The sequence below is a fragment of the Pseudomonas sp. 10S4 genome (genome assembly GCF_034344865.1).
In the GTDB taxonomy this organism is placed as follows: Bacteria; Pseudomonadota; Gammaproteobacteria; order Pseudomonadales; family Pseudomonadaceae; genus Aquipseudomonas.
On sequence record NZ_CP133774.1, the window covers coordinates 396,506 to 413,804 of the forward strand.

Annotated in this window: 14 protein-coding genes; 8 read left to right on the plus strand and 6 right to left on the minus strand. The window is 58.1% G+C overall.

Features of this window, described 5'->3' with window-relative positions:
* Nucleotides 1-2 precede the first annotated feature (2 nt).
* From RHM58_RS01900 to RHM58_RS01925, 6 genes are read left to right on the plus strand one after another with little or no spacing between them, the layout of a single operon-like run.
* The gene (locus RHM58_RS01900) at nucleotides 3-2,000 is read left to right on the plus strand and encodes a putative bifunctional diguanylate cyclase/phosphodiesterase (protein ID WP_322269531.1); all 1,998 of its coding nucleotides are present in this window, start codon (nucleotides 3-5) and stop codon (nucleotides 1,998-2,000) included.
* Nucleotides 1,934-2,308, plus strand: coding sequence for an EAL domain-containing protein (locus tag RHM58_RS01905; protein WP_322270802.1), 375 nt, complete (start codon nucleotides 1,934-1,936; stop codon nucleotides 2,306-2,308). Before RHM58_RS01900 ends, RHM58_RS01905 begins: the two co-directional genes overlap by 67 nt.
* Complete coding sequence (locus RHM58_RS01910) at nucleotides 2,305-4,179, plus strand: EAL domain-containing protein (protein WP_201256388.1); 1,875 nt, start codon at nucleotides 2,305-2,307, stop codon at nucleotides 4,177-4,179. Before RHM58_RS01905 ends, RHM58_RS01910 begins: the two co-directional genes overlap by 4 nt.
* A 44-nt stretch (nucleotides 4,180-4,223) precedes the next feature.
* On the plus strand, nucleotides 4,224-5,183 hold the full coding sequence (locus RHM58_RS01915) for a cytochrome-c peroxidase (protein WP_322269532.1): 960 nt from the start codon (nucleotides 4,224-4,226) through the stop codon (nucleotides 5,181-5,183).
* Nucleotides 5,180-6,985 carry a DAHL domain-containing protein gene (locus RHM58_RS01920; protein WP_322269533.1) on the plus strand — a complete coding sequence of 602 codons (1,806 nt, stop codon included), beginning with the start codon at nucleotides 5,180-5,182 and terminating at the stop codon, nucleotides 6,983-6,985. Before RHM58_RS01915 ends, RHM58_RS01920 begins: the two co-directional genes overlap by 4 nt.
* Complete coding sequence (locus RHM58_RS01925; RefSeq protein ID WP_201256385.1) at nucleotides 6,982-8,388, plus strand: ATP-binding protein; 1,407 nt, start codon at nucleotides 6,982-6,984, stop codon at nucleotides 8,386-8,388. The genes RHM58_RS01920 and RHM58_RS01925 overlap by 4 nt, the downstream gene beginning before the upstream one ends.
* Nucleotides 8,389-8,529: 141 nt before the next feature.
* Here RHM58_RS01925 and RHM58_RS01930 read toward each other — a convergent pair whose 3' ends face one another.
* Together RHM58_RS01930 and RHM58_RS01935 are read right to left on the minus strand one after the other, a co-directional pair.
* The gene (locus RHM58_RS01930; RefSeq protein WP_322269534.1) at nucleotides 8,530-9,855 is read right to left on the minus strand and encodes an APC family permease; all 1,326 of its coding nucleotides are present in this window, start codon (nucleotides 9,853-9,855) and stop codon (nucleotides 8,530-8,532) included.
* 241 nt (nucleotides 9,856-10,096) lie between these two features.
* Nucleotides 10,097-10,918 carry a carbon-nitrogen hydrolase family protein gene (locus RHM58_RS01935; protein WP_322269535.1) on the minus strand — a complete coding sequence of 274 codons (822 nt, stop codon included), beginning with the start codon at nucleotides 10,916-10,918 and terminating at the stop codon, nucleotides 10,097-10,099.
* Nucleotides 10,919-11,045: 127 nt separating this feature from the next.
* Here RHM58_RS01935 and RHM58_RS01940 point away from each other — a divergent pair, with 127 nt between their 5' ends.
* Together RHM58_RS01940 and RHM58_RS01945 are read left to right on the plus strand one after the other, a co-directional pair.
* A complete protein-coding gene (locus tag RHM58_RS01940) occupies nucleotides 11,046-11,846 on the plus strand; it encodes a helix-turn-helix transcriptional regulator (protein WP_201256382.1) in 801 nt (266 codons plus the stop codon).
* A 221-nt stretch (nucleotides 11,847-12,067) separates the two neighbouring features.
* A complete protein-coding gene (locus RHM58_RS01945; protein WP_322269537.1) occupies nucleotides 12,068-13,687 on the plus strand; it encodes an FMN-binding glutamate synthase family protein in 1,620 nt (539 codons plus the stop codon).
* On the opposite strand, the gene RHM58_RS01950 is transcribed toward RHM58_RS01945, so the two are convergent.
* From RHM58_RS01950 to RHM58_RS01965, 4 genes are all read right to left on the minus strand, one after another.
* A complete protein-coding gene (locus RHM58_RS01950; protein ID WP_322269538.1) occupies nucleotides 13,596-15,257 on the minus strand; it encodes a glycosyltransferase family 39 protein in 1,662 nt (553 codons plus the stop codon). The two genes, RHM58_RS01945 and RHM58_RS01950, sit on opposite strands and share 92 nt — an antisense overlap.
* Before the next feature lie 61 nt (nucleotides 15,258-15,318).
* Nucleotides 15,319-15,546: a hypothetical protein gene (locus RHM58_RS01955; RefSeq protein ID WP_322269539.1), complete on the minus strand. Its 228-nt coding sequence runs from the start codon at nucleotides 15,544-15,546 to the stop codon at nucleotides 15,319-15,321.
* Complete coding sequence (locus RHM58_RS01960) at nucleotides 15,543-16,850, minus strand: glycosyltransferase family 39 protein (protein WP_322269540.1); 1,308 nt, start codon at nucleotides 16,848-16,850, stop codon at nucleotides 15,543-15,545. Before RHM58_RS01960 ends, RHM58_RS01955 begins: the two co-directional genes overlap by 4 nt.
* Nucleotides 16,813-17,274 carry a GtrA family protein gene (locus RHM58_RS01965; RefSeq protein ID WP_322269541.1) on the minus strand — a complete coding sequence of 154 codons (462 nt, stop codon included), beginning with the start codon at nucleotides 17,272-17,274 and terminating at the stop codon, nucleotides 16,813-16,815. Before RHM58_RS01965 ends, RHM58_RS01960 begins: the two co-directional genes overlap by 38 nt.
* Nucleotides 17,275-17,299: the final 25 nt, after the last annotated feature.

The window sequence follows — 17,299 nt, forward strand, 5'->3', positions numbered from 1 at the left end:
CTATGAGTACGCTACTTGCACGGGTCAACCGGCGAATTCTCATCGTTGACGATACCGCCACGATCCATAGGGATTTCGAAAAGATCCTCAGCCCTCAGTCAATCGAGGACGACGATCTGGACAGTACCGAAAGAGCGCTTTTCGGATCAACGGCTGCCATCACGTTGCAAAGCTTTGTGCTCGATTCCGCGTTTCAAGGCCTTGAAGCCCTGAACATGGTCGAAAACGCACTGGCCAACGACCTGCCCTACGCCATGGCGTTCATCGACATGCGCATGCCACCGGGCTGGGACGGCCTGGAAACCATCGAACGGCTGTGGCAAGTCGACCCCAAGCTGCAAGTGGCGCTGTGCACAGCGTATTCCGACTATTCCTGGGAAGACATCGACGAACGCCTGGAACTGGGCGATCGCCTGCTGATCCTGAAAAAGCCCTTCGATGCCATCGAAATCCGTCAGATGGCCAGTGCGCTCACCGCAAAATGGCAGATGACCGAAGACGCCGCGCTGAAAATGTCGCTGCTCGAACAAGCGGTCGAAGAACGCACTCTGGAGCTGTCCGACGCCAACATCATCGTGCAAAACAGCCCGACGATCCTGTATCGGCTGCGCGGCGAGCCATCGTTTCCGTTGATGTACATCTCGCACAACATCACCAAGTACGGTCACATCGCGGCCAAACTGGTGGCGTCGGCCAATTGGTCCAAAGAGCTGATTCACCCCGACGACCTGCCGAAGGTCGACCTCGCCATGGCACGGGTGCTGGACCGCCATGCCGAGGGCGCCTCCATCGAATTTCGCATGCGCACTGGCGACGGTGCCTGGCGCTGGGTCGAAAACCGCTATATCCCGGTGCGCGACGCTGAAGGTCGGTTACTGGAAGTCGAAGGCATCATCCTCGACATTACTGAACGCCGACTGGCCGAAGAAAAAATCGCCCTGCTGGCCCGCACCGACGGGCTGACCGGGCTGGCCAATCGCGCGACCCTGATCGAACGGCTGCATCAGGCATTCGCGGCGGCGCGTCGAGGGGCGGCCGCCTTCGCGATTTTTACCTGGACCTGGATCACTTCAAGCGCATCAACGACGCCCTCGTCCCACGCGGTCGGCGACTTGTTGCTGCAAGAGGTGGCCCGGCGGATCAAGGCCTGTGTGCGCGAAAACGACGTGGTCGCCCGGCTCGGTGGTGACGAGTTCGCCATCCTGCAACTTGATGTCAGCGACCCGACCCAGTCTGCGGCGCTGGCGGTGAAGGTCCGCGATGCGCTGATGCAGCCCTATTCCTTGGCCGGCAACGATGTCCGGGCCTCGGTCAGCATCGGCATCAGCAGTTGCACCGCGGAAATCCTCAGCGCCGACAGCCTGTTGACCCAAGCCGACATGGCGCTCTATCGCTCCAAGGAGCAGGGTCGCAACCAGTACCACTTCCATTCCGAGGAGATCAATCAGGAAGTGGTCGAGCGCATGACCATCGCCAGCGAACTGAAAACCGCCATCGAACACGAAGAACTCGAACTGCATTACTGGCCGGAAGTGGACCTGAGCACCGGCAAGATCCTCGGCATGGAAGCCCAGGTCACCTGGAACCATCCCACCCGCGGGATTCTCGAAGGCCCGGCGTTCCTGCCGGCCGCCGAAAAAACCGGGACTATCGTCGCCCTTGGCCACTGGGTGCTGGATCAAGCCTGCCGACAGATGCGCCAGTGGCGCGACGAAGGCATGGCGCCCCCGGTGATCGCGATCAAGCTGTCCCTGGCCCAGCTCAAGAGCGGGCCGGAACTGATCTATGACGTGCTGCGCACCACTGCGCGCTGGGAACTGTGCCCGTGGGACCTGCGCTTCGATGTCACTGAAGCGACCCTGGCCCAGACCAAGTGGACCCACAACGATGTGCTGACCACGGCTGCGGGAGCTGGGGGTGCATCCGCATCGCCATCGACGACTTCGGCACCGGCTATTCCTCCTTCGATTACCTCAAGACCTACCAGGTCAATCACCTGAAACTTGCCCAGGCGTTTATCGACACTGCCGCTCAGGACCCGGCCAGCGCGAACACCTTGCGGGCCATCATCAATTTTGCCCGTGAGGTAGGGATCGGCATCATCGCCGAGGGCGTCGAAACCCAGGAGCAACGCAGTTCGCTGATGGCCACCGGTTCACCGATGAACGCTCAGGGCTACTTCTTCAGCAAAGCGGTCAGCAGCCAACAGGCCGCCGAGCTGCTGAAGGCCGGCAGCATCGTGCCCTCGGGCACTGACAGCGACCGCACCCAGGACGATCCCCGGCGTTCCACGGAGGAAAACGGATGAAGTCGCCTTTCGTTCGGACCAACCGGCGCATCCTGATCATCGACGACACGCCGTCGATTCATCATGACTTCCGCAAAATCCTCGACCCCGACGCCGAAGGGGAACAAGACCTGGCCGGTACTGAGGAAGCGCTGTTCGGCACCCTGCCGCCCGACCGGCTGACCTTTGAGCTCGATTCCGCTTACCAGGGCCAGGAAGCCCTGGAACTGGTCAAGCGCGCCCGCTCCGAAGGTCGCCCGTATGCCTTGGCGTTCACCGACATGCGCATGCCGCCGGGCTGGGACGGGCTGGAAACCATCGAACAACTGTGGAAAGCCGACCCGCACCTGCAAATCGCGCTGTGCACCGCTTATTCGGACTACAGCTGGGAGGCCATGGCCGAGCGGCTCGAATTCGGCGACCAGTTGCTGGTGCTGAAAAAGCCTTTCGACAGCCTGGAAATCCGTCAGATGGCCAGCGCCATGACCTGGAAATGGCAGATGGCCCAGGACGCCGCGAATAAAGTGCTGAGCCTGGAACAGACCATCGAGGCCCGGGTGCACGAACTGCTCAAGGTCTCGCACTTGTTGCAGTACGACGTCCTCACCGAGTTGCCCAACAGCACCTTGCTCGGTGACCGTTTGAACCAGTCCCTGGCCTTGTCCCGGCGCCATGACAGACAACTGGCGGTGATGTTTCTCGGGCTGGACCGTTTCAAGCGCATCAACAATGCCCTGGGGCATCCGGCCGGTGACGAGATGCTCAAACGGGTCGGGCAGAGCCTGGTGGCGAGCGTGCGCGAGTCCGACTCGGTGTTTCGCTACGGCTCCGATGAGTTCGTGGTGATCCTGGCGGACGTTCGCCATCCACAGCAGACCAAGGGCATCGCCGAAAAACTCTTGAATGCCATCCGTACTCCCCAGCATATCGCCGGCCACGACCTGAGCGTCACCGCCAGCCTGGGGATCAGCATTTACCCCGAGGATGGCCTGGACGCCATCGTGCTGATCAAGAAAGCCGAAACCGCGATGCGCAACGTCAAGGAAAACGGCCCGAACGATTTCAGCTTTTTCATTGACGAAATGAACCAGCGTGCCCGGGAACAACAGAGCATTGAATCGGGCATTCGCCTGGCCCTGGAACGCAATGAATTTGTGCTGCATTACCAACCAAAAATGGACCTGAGCAGTGGCCAGGTGGTCGGCGCCGAAGCGCTGATCCGCTGGAAAAAACCCGGGCAAGGCTGGGTCTACCCATCGGATTTCATCGCCGTGGCCGAAGACAGCGGCTTGATTGTGCCGCTGACCAAATGGGTGATGGCCCAGGCCTGTCGGCAGGCGTGTATCTGGCAAGAGGCCGGGCTGCCGAAAATCTGCATCTCGGTGAACGTGTCGGCCATCGACTTCCGGCAGCGCGACTTTGTCGATGTCATCGAACAGATACTGAAGCAGACCGGTATGGATCCGACGCTGCTGGAGCTGGAAATCACTGAAGGGGTGTTGATGCAGAACATCGACGCCACCGTGACCGCCCTGAACCGGATCAAGGCCTTGGGCGTGCGACTGGCCATCGATGACTTCGGTACCGGTTATTCCAGCCTGAGCTACCTGCGACGGTTTCCCATCGACGTGCTGAAAATCGACCAGTCGTTCATTCGCGGCTTGAGCCGCGACAGCAGTGATGCCGCCCTCGTCAACGCCATCATCAGCCTGGGCAAGAGCCTCAAACTGACCGTTATCGCTGAAGGCGTGGAGACCCTCGAACAGCTGGATTTCCTCAAGGCTCACCACTGCGAGGAAGGCCAGGGCTATTACTTCAGCAAAGCTGTGGCACCGGATGCGTTTGCACATTATTTGATGTCAGTGAAACCACTTCCATCTGCCCAGACATAAGCGACGCGCCACGACACACAGGCCAACCGCCAAGGAAATAACCGATGTCGCCCTATCGTGCCCACTTGCTTGCGATTTTATTGTTGGCGATCTCCCTGACCGCCACCGGCGCTCCGCTGGACGAACCGCTCAAACCGTTACCCGCCGCGCCACAGCAAAATCCGCTGCGGGTCGAACTCGGTCGGCAGTTGTTCAATGAGCCGCGCTTGTCGGTCAATGGCAGCCTGTCCTGCGCCACCTGCCATCGTCTGGAAACCGGCGGCGCCGACAACAAACCGTTTTCCATCGGTTTCAACGGCCAACCGGTCGCCATGAACACCCCCTCGGTGTTCAACGCCACCCTGAACTTCCGTCAGTTCTGGAATGGCCGGGCCGACACCCTGGAAACCCAGGTCCACGAAGTGGTGCAGAGCCCCAGCGAAATGGGCAGCAACTGGGAGCACGTGGTGCAGACGCTGGCCACCGACCCGACCTATAAAACCGCGTTCGCCAATGCCTACCCGGACGGCGTGACCATGGGCAATGTGCAAAACGCCCTGGCCAGCTACGAGCGCACGCTGCTCAGCGCCAACTCGCGCTTTGATCAATACCTGCTGGGCAACACCGACATTCTCACCCTCGACGAAAAGTACGGTTATCTGCGCTTCAAGGATTACGGCTGCATTTCCTGTCATCAAGGGGTGAACATCGGCGGCAACATGTTCCAGAAATTCGGGGTCATGGGCGATTACTTCCAGGCCCGGGGCAACCTCACCGAGTCCGACCTGGGACGATACCTGGTGACCAAGGATGAAGAGGACCGCAACGTGTTCAAGGTCCCGAGTTTGCGTAACGTCGCCGTGACCGCACCGTACTTCCACGACGCCTCGGCGAAAACCCTCGAAGAGGCAGTAGATGTGATGTTCAAGTACCAGCTCGGCCGTGTGCCTTCGGCCGAAGACAAGGCACTGATCATCCTGTTCCTCAAGACCCTGACCGGTGAATGGGAGGGCAAGCCGCTATGAAAATGTCGCGACGTCGCAGCATGGCCTTGCTGAGTTTTGTGGCGCTGGCCCTGGCCTCGATCCTGTTGTTCCTGTACCTCAAATCCAGCTCCGACCAGACCTCGACTTACACCGATTCCCGGGATTTGATCGGCCGGATGAAACAGCTCAACGCGCAATGGGAAACCGAGATTCTCAAGGCCCGGATCACCATCTATCACAACTACGATCCGCTGGTCACACCGCTGACCGAGATGACGCAGCTGTGGGAGCGGTTCGACAGCATGGAGTCGGGCCACGGGCGCAATGACGCGGCCATGTGGAAAACCAGCCATGACGCCTACCTGGCCGCCATCCAGGAAAAGACCCGGCTGGTGGAACAGTTCAAATCCCACAACGCGGTGCTGCGCAACTCCCTGGCGTTTTTGCCCACTGCCGAGGACGACATCCAGCAACCCCTGGCCGAACTGGTGGATGGCGACAAACTGCAACTGCAGAACATCGCCACCGACACCTATGACCTGCTGCTCAGCAGCCTGGAATTTGCCCAGGTCACCTCTGACGACAGGGCCGCCGACATTCTGGTAGGCCTGAACAAACTGGGGGTGAACAAAACGCGGCTGCCGGAGCCGTTCCACGAGCCGATCGACATTTTGAGCAACCACATCGCACTGATCCTGCGCGAACAACCGATCGTCAACCGGCTGCTGGACAACATTGAAGCCGTTCCCGTGGCCGAACGCCTGGACGACATCACCGGCCTGTTGAACAAGGATCAGCAACAGGCCGACGCGGTTTATCAGCGCTATCACTTATACATGCTGGTGCTGGTGCTGGTGCTGGTGCTGGTGTACCTGGCGATTCGCTTGATGCGCAGCTTCACCGAGATCAATCGCGTCAACAAAGCCCTGCAAACCGCCAACGAAGAGCTGGAGATACGCGTCGAAGAACGCACCCAGGAACTCAAGGATACCCAGAGCGAACTGCTCGACACCGCGCGCCAGGCCGGCATGGCCGAGATCGCCACCAACGTGCTGCACAACGTCGGCAACGTGCTCAACAGCGTGAACATCTCCGCCGATCTGGTCACCCGCAAACTGCGCAGCAGCAAGGCCCTGGGGCTGGGCAAGGCGATGCAATTGATCAACGAGCACCCGACGGACCTGGGCAGTTTTCTAACCGAGGATGCAAAGGGTAAATTGCTGCCCGGTTACCTTAATCAACTGGTGGACGCCATTGCCCTCGAACAACAGGGCATGACCGACGAGTTGGCGCAACTGACCAAAAGCGTGGACCACATCAAGGACATCGTCGCCACCCAGCAGTCCTACGCAGGCGCCAACAGCCTGATGGAGCCGCTGCACATCAGCGAACTGCTGGAGGACGCCCTGCGCATGAACTCCGGCGCCCTGACCCGGCACCATGTCACGGTGGTCAAGGAGTACAGCGAAGTGCCGCGGGTGATGGGCGACAAGCATCGGCTGCTGCTGATTCTGATCAACCTGATCAGCAACGCCAAATACGCGATGTCCGACCTGAGCAACCGCCCGCGCCAGATGACCCTGGGGGTGAAAATCGTCGACGACGCCACCCTGCAAGTCAGCGTCAAGGACGACGGTGAAGGGATCCCGGAGGAGAACATGACACGGATCTTCGCCCACGGTTTTACCACCCGCAAGGAAGGCCACGGCTTCGGCCTGCACAGCTGCGCCCTGGCCGCCATCGAGATGAACGGACACTTGACCGCCCACAGCGACGGGCCGGGCAAAGGCGCACAGTTCACCTTGCAGATCCCCCTGAAAACCGTAGCAGGTGACGCATGAGCGAACCTTCGAATCGACGCATTTTGTTGATCGATGACACACCGTCCATCCACGTGGACTTTCGCAAGATCCTCACCCCGAACCCGGTGCAACACGTGGAACTGGATGAGATGGAGGCCGCACTGTTCGGCGCCGCAGCGAAATCCGCCAGCGCATTGTTCGAACTGGACTCGGCGTTCGGCGGCCAGGAAGGCCTGGGCAAGCTTAAATTCGCCCTGAAGGAAAACCGTCCCTACGCCATGGCCTTCGTCGACATGCGCATGCCCGACGGCTGGGACGGTGCACAAACCATCGAATACCTGTGGCAGGAAGACCCGCGCCTGCAAGTGGTGGTGTGTACCGCCTACTCTGATTATTCGTGGGATGAACTGCTGGACCGTTTGCAGGCCCATGACCGGCTACTGATCCTGAAAAAACCGTTCGACAATATTGAAGTCCAGCAGATGGCCAATACCCTGCTGACCAAATGGGACATGACCGAGCGGGCCAGCGTGCAGATGGACCATTTGGGGCAGATGGTTGAGCGCCGGACCCGGCAGTTCAAAGAGGCCAGCGTGGAACTGCAACGGGAAATCGACGAACGCAAACAGCTTGAATCGCAACTGGTGCAATCGGAAAAACTCGCTTCGCTGGGGCAACTGGCCGCCGGTGTCGCCCATGAAATCAACAACCCTATCGGTTTCATTTCTTCCAACCTCGGCTGTCTGGACGGCTACTTCAAACAACTGCAGGAAATGCTCGATGCGTATCGAGGAGCCGAAGCGTCGATTACTTCACCCGAGGTGATCGAGCGGCTTAATGTGCTGCGCGAACGCGTCGAGCTGGAGTTCCTGCGTGAGGACATTCCGCTGCTGATCAAAGAGTCCAAGGACGGCATCAGCCGGGTCGGGCAGATCGTCAAGGACCTGAAGGATTTCTCCCGGGTGGATTCCAGCCAGGAATGGCAGTGGGCCAATCTGCAACAAGGCATCGAATCGACCCTGAACATCGTCGCCAACGAACTCAAGTACAAGGCCGACGTGGTGAAGGAGTATCAGGTGCTGCCGGAGATCGAGTGCCTGCCGTCGCAAATCAACCAGGTGATCATGAACCTGATCGTCAACGCCTCGCAGGCTATCGGGCCGGAACGCGGAGTCATCACCCTGCGTACCGGGCTTGAGGGGGAAACCGTCTGGATTGAAGTTGCCGATACCGGGTCTGGCATTGAGCCGCAGTGCTTGCAGAAGATATTCGACCCGTTTTTCACCACCAAACCGATTGGCCAAGGCACCGGGCTTGGGTTGTCACTGTCGTACGGGATCGTGAAAAAACATCACGGGGATATTTCGGTGCGCAGTGAAGTCGGCGCTGGCACAACCTTCAGAGTCGAGTTGCCGGTGCACCAAACCAAAGCCGCTGCCTGAACCCCGATTAAATGTGGAAAACACAAATCAAATGTGTGCGAGCTTGCTCGCGATAGCGGTATGTCAGTCACTATAAATGTTGACTGACACGGCCCAATCGCGAGCAAGCTCGCTCCCACAGGGTCATGCAACAGGTTGGGTTTATGTGGCTTCCTGGAAATCCATTTCCGGTGGCTGACGACGGAACCCGCCGGTGAGCACGGCCAGGTACACCACGCCAATCGCCAGCCAGCTCAGGCCAAGGTAAATCGCCAGGTGATCGAGGCTGACCATCAGCCACAGGTCCGCAACCAACCCAATGAACGGGAACACCAGGAACAGCACCAGTTCACGCGGGCCTTTCTTCTCGCCAGCGATCCAGTAATGGAAGATCACCGACAGGTTCACCAGGCTGAAGGCCAGGAAGGCGCCGAAGTTGATGAACGATGTCGAGGTTGCCACGTCCAGTTTCAGCGCCAGCAAGGCCACCACTGCACACAGCAAAATGCTGTTGACCGGCGTGCCGAACTTCTCATGCAAGGTGCCGAAGAACGACTTGGGCAACACACCGTCGCGGCCCATGGCGAACAGCAACCGCGAACCGCTGGCCTGGGCCGACAGACCCGAGGCGAACTGGCCGACGATCAGGCCGATCAGGAAGATCGACACAAACAAGTCGCCGCCAATGTTGCGGGCAATCTCATAGGCCGCCGAGTCGACGTTATCGAACTGGAACGCCGGATGGGCGATCTGCACGAAGTACGACACACCGACAAATATCAAGCCGCCGATCAGGGTAATCAGCATGATCGCCCGTGGGATGGTGCGGCGCGGGTCGCGGGTTTCTTCGGTCAGGGTACTGACCGCGTCAAAGCCGAGGAATGAGTAGCAGGCGATGGCTGCGCCGCTCATGATCAGCGGCATCTGCATGTCGCCGTTGAAGAATGGTTTGACCGTCCATAGCGGTGTGCTCGCATCGCCGCCGATGTAATGGATACACAGCACGACGAAGGCAATCAGCACCAGCGCTTGCACCAGCATCAGCAAGGCGTTGATGCCGTTGGCCAGCTTCAGGCCGACGATGTTGATCGCGCTGGTGATGCCGATAAACGCCAACACCCAGATCCACTGCGGCACCGCCGGGAACGCGGAGTTGAGGTAAGCGGCGCCGATCAGCCAGATCGCCATCGGCAGGAACAGGTAGTCGAGCAACACGGCCCAACCGGCGATGAACCCGAGTTTCGGGCTGATGGCTTTGCGCACATAACTGTAGGCCGAGCCAGCGACCGGGAACGCGGCGGCCATGCGCCCGTAGCTCATGGCGGTGAAGAACATCGCCACCAGCGCCGCCAGATAAGCGGCCGGAACCATGCCGGCGGTGGATTGAGCGAGAATGCCAAAGGTGCCGAGCACAATGATCGGCGTCATGTAGGCGATGCCAAACAGCACCACCGAACCCAATGACAGGGTGCGTTGCAAACGAGCCATGAGCGACTACTCCGAATTTATTAGATTTATGGCAGAGCCGAGTTCGGCGCAAGTTACGGGTGTTGCTTTGTTGTTCTGGGTTCAACGGTCCAGCAGGTGTGTCGTCTGTCAGGGCCTCTTCGCGAGCAAGCCCGCTCCCACATTTGATTTATGTCGTTCACAAATTGCATGTCCGCTGAAGATCCCCTGTGGGAGCGGGCTTGCTCGCGAAAGCGTCAGTCCAATCGACACAGAATCCGGATCAGTTCGAAGGAATCAGCAGCTCCCGCAATCCCGAAGCATGCTCAACAATCTCCCCGGGCAACTTCAGCCGCTGATCGTCCAGGTAGCGATAATCCTGCCGAGCCGCCGTCAACTGATTCAGGTCCAGTTCAACCGTAAACTGTCCCTCCTCCCGCCCGGCCTCGAACAGCAACGCGCCCAGCGGATCCACCAACGCGCTGCCGCCGGCAAACAACAAGCCGCCATCACCCGCTTCCACCCGGTTGACCATCAGCGCAAACGCCTGGTTTTCCTGGGCGCGAGCCATGATCGCGGTACGGTGAGTCGGGCCGTACGGGTCCATGTTGCCGTTGGTCACCAGCAGCAGCTCAGCGCCCAGTTGCGCCAAAGCGCGGGCGGTTTCGGGGAATTCGATGTCGTAGCAAATCAGCAGGCCGACCCGCACCCCGTTCCACAGACAAGTGGCGTAGCGATCACCGGCCTCGTAGACGCCGCGATCCGACGCCCACAAATGCGTCTTGCGATAGCGCAGGGCAATGCCTTCGGGGGTAATCAGCAGCGTGGTGTTGTAGAACCGGCCGTTGTCGTTCTCGGCCATGCCGACGACCACCGCAACCTTGCGTTCGCGGGCCGCATCAATCACCGCGCTGACGGTCGGGCCATCCAGCGCTTCGGCGACCTGGGCCGCGGTCTCTTCCGACGCAAAGCCCATCAAGTGGCCTTCAGGGAACATGATCAGTTGCGTGTCGACGGCGCAGGCAGCAATCGCCGCCAGTGCGCGTTCGAGGTTGTAAGCCGTGTCGTTGTCACGGCCCGCCAATTGGGCGAGTTCGACCTTCATGGGTATTCCTTGTTATGTGCGCCGGGGATGCAGAAAGATTGCCCGGTCGGTGTCTGTGCGCCAGTATGCGCAGCAAGCAACCGGCCAGGGAATTACGCGGCTGGGGTAACCCGATAGGGGTAGATGTATGACACTCTCGCTGGATGACATCGCCTGGCACCGCTCGGTGGGGCAACTGATCGACGCCCTCGACAAGCCCAATTTCTGGACGCAGCTTGTCCGGTTGCTGGATCAATACGTGACCTTCGACAGCTGGGTGGCGCTGCTTTTCAGCGCCGATCAGCACCCGCTGGTGTTCGCCGAATGCCCGGGCGAGGACGGCAGCCCCGATCAGTTGTTCCAGGATTACCTGCGCGGTTTGTACCTGCTCGACCCGTTCTACATCGCCTGCCGCGAACAATCGCGCACCGGGCTCTATCGCCTGTCGGAAGTGGCCCCCGAGCACTTCGAGCTGACCGAGTATTACCAGCGCTACTTTCGTCTGAATGTGGTGGCCGACGAAATCCAGTTCAATTGCCAACTCGAAGGCGACCGCACGCTGTGCCTGTCGCTGGGCAGCAAGCAGCGCTTCAGTGGCCAGCAGATTGCGTTGCTGTCGCTGATCCAGCCGTGGGTGCTGGGTTTGTTACGCCAGCGCCTGCCCTATGAAATCAACGAAGTCGTGGCCCTGGCGCCGGCACCACCGCAGGTCGACTGGCGGGTACAGCTGGAAGCCTCGGTGCAGCAACTCAAAGGTGCGCAGTTGACCGCTCGGGAGCTGGATGTCGGGCGATTGATGCTCAGCGGTTGCTCCAGTAAAGAAATCGCCCGTAAGCTGGAAATCTCCGTCGAAACCGTGAAAGTCCATAAGAAACACATGTACAGCAAGCTGGGGATCAAATCCCAATCCGAGCTGTTTTCGATATTTCTCCAGGCGCAGAATGCCTGAAATGGTTAACCGTAATTTCGGGCAAAACCATTGTGGCGAGGGGGCTCGCCCCCGTTCGGCTGCGAAGCAGTCGTGAAACCAATTGATGCGGTTGCCTGAAGGAATGCTGGGAGTGCTTCGCACTCCAACGGGGCAAGCCCCTCACCACAGAGCTCCCTCGCCACAAAAAGCAAGATGCAGCATTGCCAAACAATGACCGAGTCCGAACCCAGGGAAACCGTATGAGCCTGTCACTCCTGAGCCGCTACGCCTTCTTTGCCGTCTGCGTGATATTCACCCTCGCCAGCCTGCCCTTTCTGGAGCACGACTGGCTCTGGCCGATCACAGCCGTCACCGGCATCCTCAGCCTGGTCGGCATCTTCGACCTGATGCAAAGCCCCCACGCGGTGCGCCGAAATTACCCGATCCTCGGCAACATTCGTTATCTGGTAGAAGGCATTCGCCCGGAAATCCGCCAATACCTGCTCGAATCCGATAGCGACGCCCTGCCCTTCTCCCGGGCCCAGCGTTCGCTGGTCTATTCACGGGCCAAAAACGAAAGCGCCGACAAACCGTTCGGCACGCTGATCGACGTCTATCAGTCAGGTTTCGAGTTCATCGGCCACTCGATGCGCCCGGCACCATTGAGCGACCCGAGCAGTTTCCGGGTAATGGTTGGCGGCCCGCAGTGCACCCAGCCGTACTCGGCCTCGGTGTTCAACATCTCGGCCATGAGCTTCGGCTCTCTGAGCGCCAATGCCATTCGCGCATTGAACCAGGGTGCCAAGCTCGGCAACTTCGCCCACGACACCGGTGAAGGCAGCATCAGTGCCTATCACCGGGAAAACGGCGGCGATCTGACGTGGGAACTGGGCAGCGGCTACTTCGGCTGCCGCACCGCCGACGGCCGCTTCGACCCGGAACGCTTCGCCGCCCAGGCACAAACCCCGCAAGTGCGGATGATCGAAATCAAAATGAGCCAAGGCGCGAAACCCGGCCACGGCGGCATCTTGCCCAAGCACAAGGTCACCAAGGAAATCGCCGAAACCCGCGGCATCATGATGGGCGAAGACTGCATCTCGCCGTCACGCCACAGCGCGTTTTCCACGCCGATCGAACTGATGCATTTCATCCAGCAACTGCGTGAACTGTCCGGCGGCAAACCGGTGGGCTTCAAGTTCTGCCTGGGTCACCCGTGGGAATTCATGGGCATCGCCAAGGCCATGCTGGAAACCGGCATTCTCCCGGACTTTATTGTCGTCGACGGCAAAGAAGGCGGCACCGGCGCTGCGCCCGTGGAATTCACCGACCACATCGGTGTGCCAATGCGCGAAGGCCTGTTGTTCGTCCACAACACGCTGGTGGGCCTGAACCTGCGGGACAAGATCAAACTCGGCGCCAGCGGCAAAATCGTCAGCGCCTTCGACATCGCCAGCGTCCTGGCCATCGGCGCCGACTGGGCCAACTCCGCCCGGGGCTTCATGTTCGCCATCGGCTGCATCCAGTCGCAAAGCTGCCACACCAACAAATGCCCGACCGGCGTCGCCACCCAGGACACCCTGCGCCAACGTGCGCTGGTGGTTCCGGACAAGGCTCAGCGGGTGTTCAACTTCCATCGCAATACGTTGAAGGCTCTGGCGGAAATGCTGGCGGCGGCGGGTTTGGAACATCCTTCGCAGTTGTCGGCCAAGCATCTGGTGCGGCGCATGTCGGCGACCGAGATCAAATTGTTCTCGCAGTTGCATGTGTTTTTGAAACCGGGGGAATTGCTCACCGGGGAAGTGAATGGCGAGTTTTACTCGCGGATGTGGCAGATGGCGCGGGCGGATAGTTTTGAGCCGAGTGAGGTTGTTGCTGCGTAAGACCTTCTTGAACGCCATCCTCCGTGGGGGTGGCCGTTGAGTCGAGGACGTACAGACGGGCTTCAATCTTGCGGTCCTTGAAGCCTTGTACGTATCTCCAGTCCTTGCCAAACAACTCCTCATCGGCTGAATGAGGCAGATCAGTGACCCACCAGACTCTCCTCTCACCCTGTTTCAGTACAGCAACATCATGGAAAAACATCCATTTCGAACGCTGTGGAATGAGTGCCAGAGCACCATGACCGGGCGACAGCAAAGTGAGCATCTCCTGTGCCGACCTGATGTAGAACCTCGGCTGGATACCTGTTGTGTTGTAGTACATAAACGGGAGATACCAAAAAAAACTGTCGAACACTATCTCGTCGCCTGGTCGAGCATCCCGGCTTATGTGAGCCGCTACCCCCTCCAGCCCCATGGTCTTACGCACGCTACTCCCATTCAAATCATCCGTTTGCCCGTAGATGGCCGACACGCCTTGTATCTCCCCTATGAGAAAAAACGCCATAAGCCCAATAACAAGGGCTCGTCGTACTGGCCACCAGGAGGCTAGCGCAGTCGCAATGATTAACGGCAATCCGACAGCCGCAAACCCAAGGTATCTGGGAACAAATATCGGCTTGAACAAGGCGACCAAAAAGACCGTTAGAACCGGCACAAAAAAATAGCCGACCAACAACACACTAAAACGAGGCTTGATACGATCCTTCAACAAGATCCTTGCCGAACAGATAATGATCAGAACTGTCGATAAAACACCCCAGAATGACGAATCAGTCACCGGACCTTTCATGACCATGAACTGCCAGACGATGGTCAATATCGATTGCCAAGTCGCAGGTGGTATCCAGCCTAGTGATGGGCCTGCTCTCAGTTGATCGATGACATACGGTAACCACGGCACAAACAACACGACAATGGCAGCGTTGGCCAATATCCATGAACGAGCAGCCAGCCCTGCGCCTGAAATACTTCGCGACTGCCACCAATAAAGCCAATGCACCATGACGCACAGCGCCGCAAAGTAATGCGTATAGAAAGCGGCAGTCATCAGCAACACATAGATAATCGCAAAGCGCGTTCTATCTGGAGCCTGGCACCAACACACCAATGCTACGGTTGCCCCCATTAGCCAGAACCCCAGCAGGGCATACATACGAATTTCCTGGCTGTAGCGAACTGACATCGGTAGCAACGCCAACAATAATGCCGCCATCCACATTGCCTTGCGCGTCGTAAACAGACTCATCAACTTAATGCAAAGTAACAGCGTGACGACATCGGCCACCACGCTCAGCGAGCGGGCGGAAACAGCATTATCACCAAATATCATCAGCCAATAATGCAGCAGGATGTAATACAACGGTGGATGAACGTCCCACGCAGTAATAGCCCATATTTGCACGGGTTCTTCTTTTGAAATGAGTAGACTGAAGGCCTCGTCATACCAGACTGACGGCACCGCAATACCGTGAAATCGCACGATCAGCGCCAGGATCACTATGGCAACAAGGCCCGATGCTTCAAGTAAAAAGCCAGGATGCTCGACCCGATAAGCAGCAAAATATTTCATCTGGCAATAGTCCATGTTATGTACAGCGGCTCATTTCTTTTGAGCCGCACACTTCAGAAACTTAATGAGTTAAACACTCATGTCCCGCATCCGTTGAAAAAGGCCCAACTGCATAAAGCCGCAACTCCATATCCCCCGCATCCTCAACAATCAAACACTTCCAATTGGCCGGAAACCGGGTTTTGTCGTCCACCAAGGCCGTTCCGGTTATCCACCACACCCGATTTACACTCGTCGGTAACTGACCAAGGTCTTCGAGAAAGACCTTGTCACGATCCTGATAAATCAAGGTAGACGCACCATAGCCATTCGGTCGGTTGTCGGTGGTGTCACCCATAGGGGGGTCATACAGCAAGGGGAAATCCCGGCGCGACTGTAGTACGCCACGGTCAACCACCAATAACCGCCATCAACGACAATACTGTCGCCAGCAATGGCGCTCTCGTTGATACGCGCCACCATGTCGTCCAGCGGATGGCTCGCTTCATTGCGCGGATCATCCAGTTCATCACGCTGTTGATAAAGAGTGGCCAACCCCGCGCACTGAATACTCACCAGCGCACAGGCGAAAACGATCGCCAGCACTAAATGTCGACGCGCCACTCTCGCGATGGCCAGCGCCAATATCATGGGTATGCCCATGGCGGCAAAGACCATGTAAGGCTCGACGAACATCGGGAACTTGAACGAGATCAAGGCAACGGCCAATACCGGAAAAAGCGTATAGATCAGTAATAGAAAACCGAACTTCCACCGACCGTTTTCCTTGATCGCCACCCAGACAGCAGCCAGCGCCACCAGAATAGGAAGCAACAGGTAAAACGTCGCGGGTAACTCTTCGTTACTGCGTAACGTTAAAAACTTCCAGATCGAAGAAGGCAAGGTGTAAGGCGCCAGTGCCGGAATCCAGAAAATATCGCCGCCGATCTTTAACTGCTCGGTGTGGACAAAGACCTCATCCACCAGGCTGATCAGCCACGGGATGTAAAGAAGGGAAATGCCTGTGTAGGTCACCCACAGCATCGGTCGCGACAGGTAGTGCAGGGTTTCGTCCCGTTCAAACCTCAACATCACCAGATACAGGAAGTGAGACAGCGCACATAAAATCGCCAGGTAGTGGGTATACAGAGCGGCGGTCATCAATAGCCCATAGACCACCAGATATCGATTGCGCGGAGTCTTCAACCAATAAACCAGGGCAATCGTGGCGCCCAACAACCACACGGCCTCCAGCGTGTACATCCGCGCTTCTTGACTGTAACGAACGGAGATCGGCAACAGCGCAATCAAAAGACCGGCGAGCAGCGCCGTTTTCGGCGTGCTGATCATCCGCATCAACCACATCCCCAGAGCGACCGTTGCCACACCCGCCACGGCACTCAGCGAACGAATGGCCAAGACGCTGTCGCCAAAAACGGAAATCCATAAATGAAGTAGCAGAAAATAAAGCGGTGGATGCACTTCATGCCCCATATGAAACCAGATCGCCTGCGGTGATAAAACGCTCACCAACGCCGAAAAGGCTTCATCGGTCCAGAAGTACGGAAGATTAATATTATGAAAACGCACCATGGATGCGAGCAGGATGATCAACAGCCAAGCTGTACTTTCTGTGCCTGAGTGCAGGGAAATAAATGATCGCTTCATATTTCGTCACTACGAAACACAAAGAACTTCGAAAAAAGAACCCGCACACCAGGCTCAATAACGAAAACGACGTCACCGTTACCATTCCATGAAGTCGCCACTCATCAGCCAGACGCCCGATGCCGTAGCTCATCGCCCCCATAAAACCAATAAGCAGCAAGTACCCGTACAGCGACACCTTGCCATCGAAGGTGTACAGCGCATTCACATAAAACGAAAACGACGCAGCGACGCAAAACGCCGCAAAGTTACTGGCTGCCTGACTGAATTCAGCAGCGGTGGTGAGCACAAAGAATAGCTGCCAATGAATAATCGCATTGGCCAGCCCGACCACCGTGTAAGTGGAGAATCCTTTCCAAAAGGCTTTCATGCTGGTCCCTTGCTGCGTCGCCGTT

Coding starts and splice junctions, on each gene's coding strand:
- RHM58_RS01900 (WP_322269531.1), top strand. CDS start 3: ATGAGTACGCTACTTGCACGGGTCAACCGGCGAATTCTCATCGTTGAC.
- RHM58_RS01910 (WP_201256388.1), top strand. CDS start 2,305: ATGAAGTCGCCTTTCGTTCGGACCAACCGGCGCATCCTGATCATCGAC.
- RHM58_RS01915 (WP_322269532.1), top strand. CDS start 4,224: ATGTCGCCCTATCGTGCCCACTTGCTTGCGATTTTATTGTTGGCGATC.
- RHM58_RS01920 (WP_322269533.1), top strand. CDS start 5,180: ATGAAAATGTCGCGACGTCGCAGCATGGCCTTGCTGAGTTTTGTGGCG.
- RHM58_RS01925 (WP_201256385.1), top strand. CDS start 6,982: ATGAGCGAACCTTCGAATCGACGCATTTTGTTGATCGATGACACACCG.
- RHM58_RS01930 (WP_322269534.1), bottom strand. CDS start 9,855: ATGGCTCGTTTGCAACGCACCCTGTCATTGGGTTCGGTGGTGCTGTTT.
- RHM58_RS01935 (WP_322269535.1), bottom strand. CDS start 10,918: ATGAAGGTCGAACTCGCCCAATTGGCGGGCCGTGACAACGACACGGCT.
- RHM58_RS01940 (WP_201256382.1), top strand. CDS start 11,046: ATGACACTCTCGCTGGATGACATCGCCTGGCACCGCTCGGTGGGGCAA.
- RHM58_RS01945 (WP_322269537.1), top strand. CDS start 12,068: ATGAGCCTGTCACTCCTGAGCCGCTACGCCTTCTTTGCCGTCTGCGTG.
- RHM58_RS01950 (WP_322269538.1), bottom strand. CDS start 15,257: ATGAAATATTTTGCTGCTTATCGGGTCGAGCATCCTGGCTTTTTACTT.
- RHM58_RS01965 (WP_322269541.1), bottom strand. CDS start 17,274: ATGAAAGCCTTTTGGAAAGGATTCTCCACTTACACGGTGGTCGGGCTG.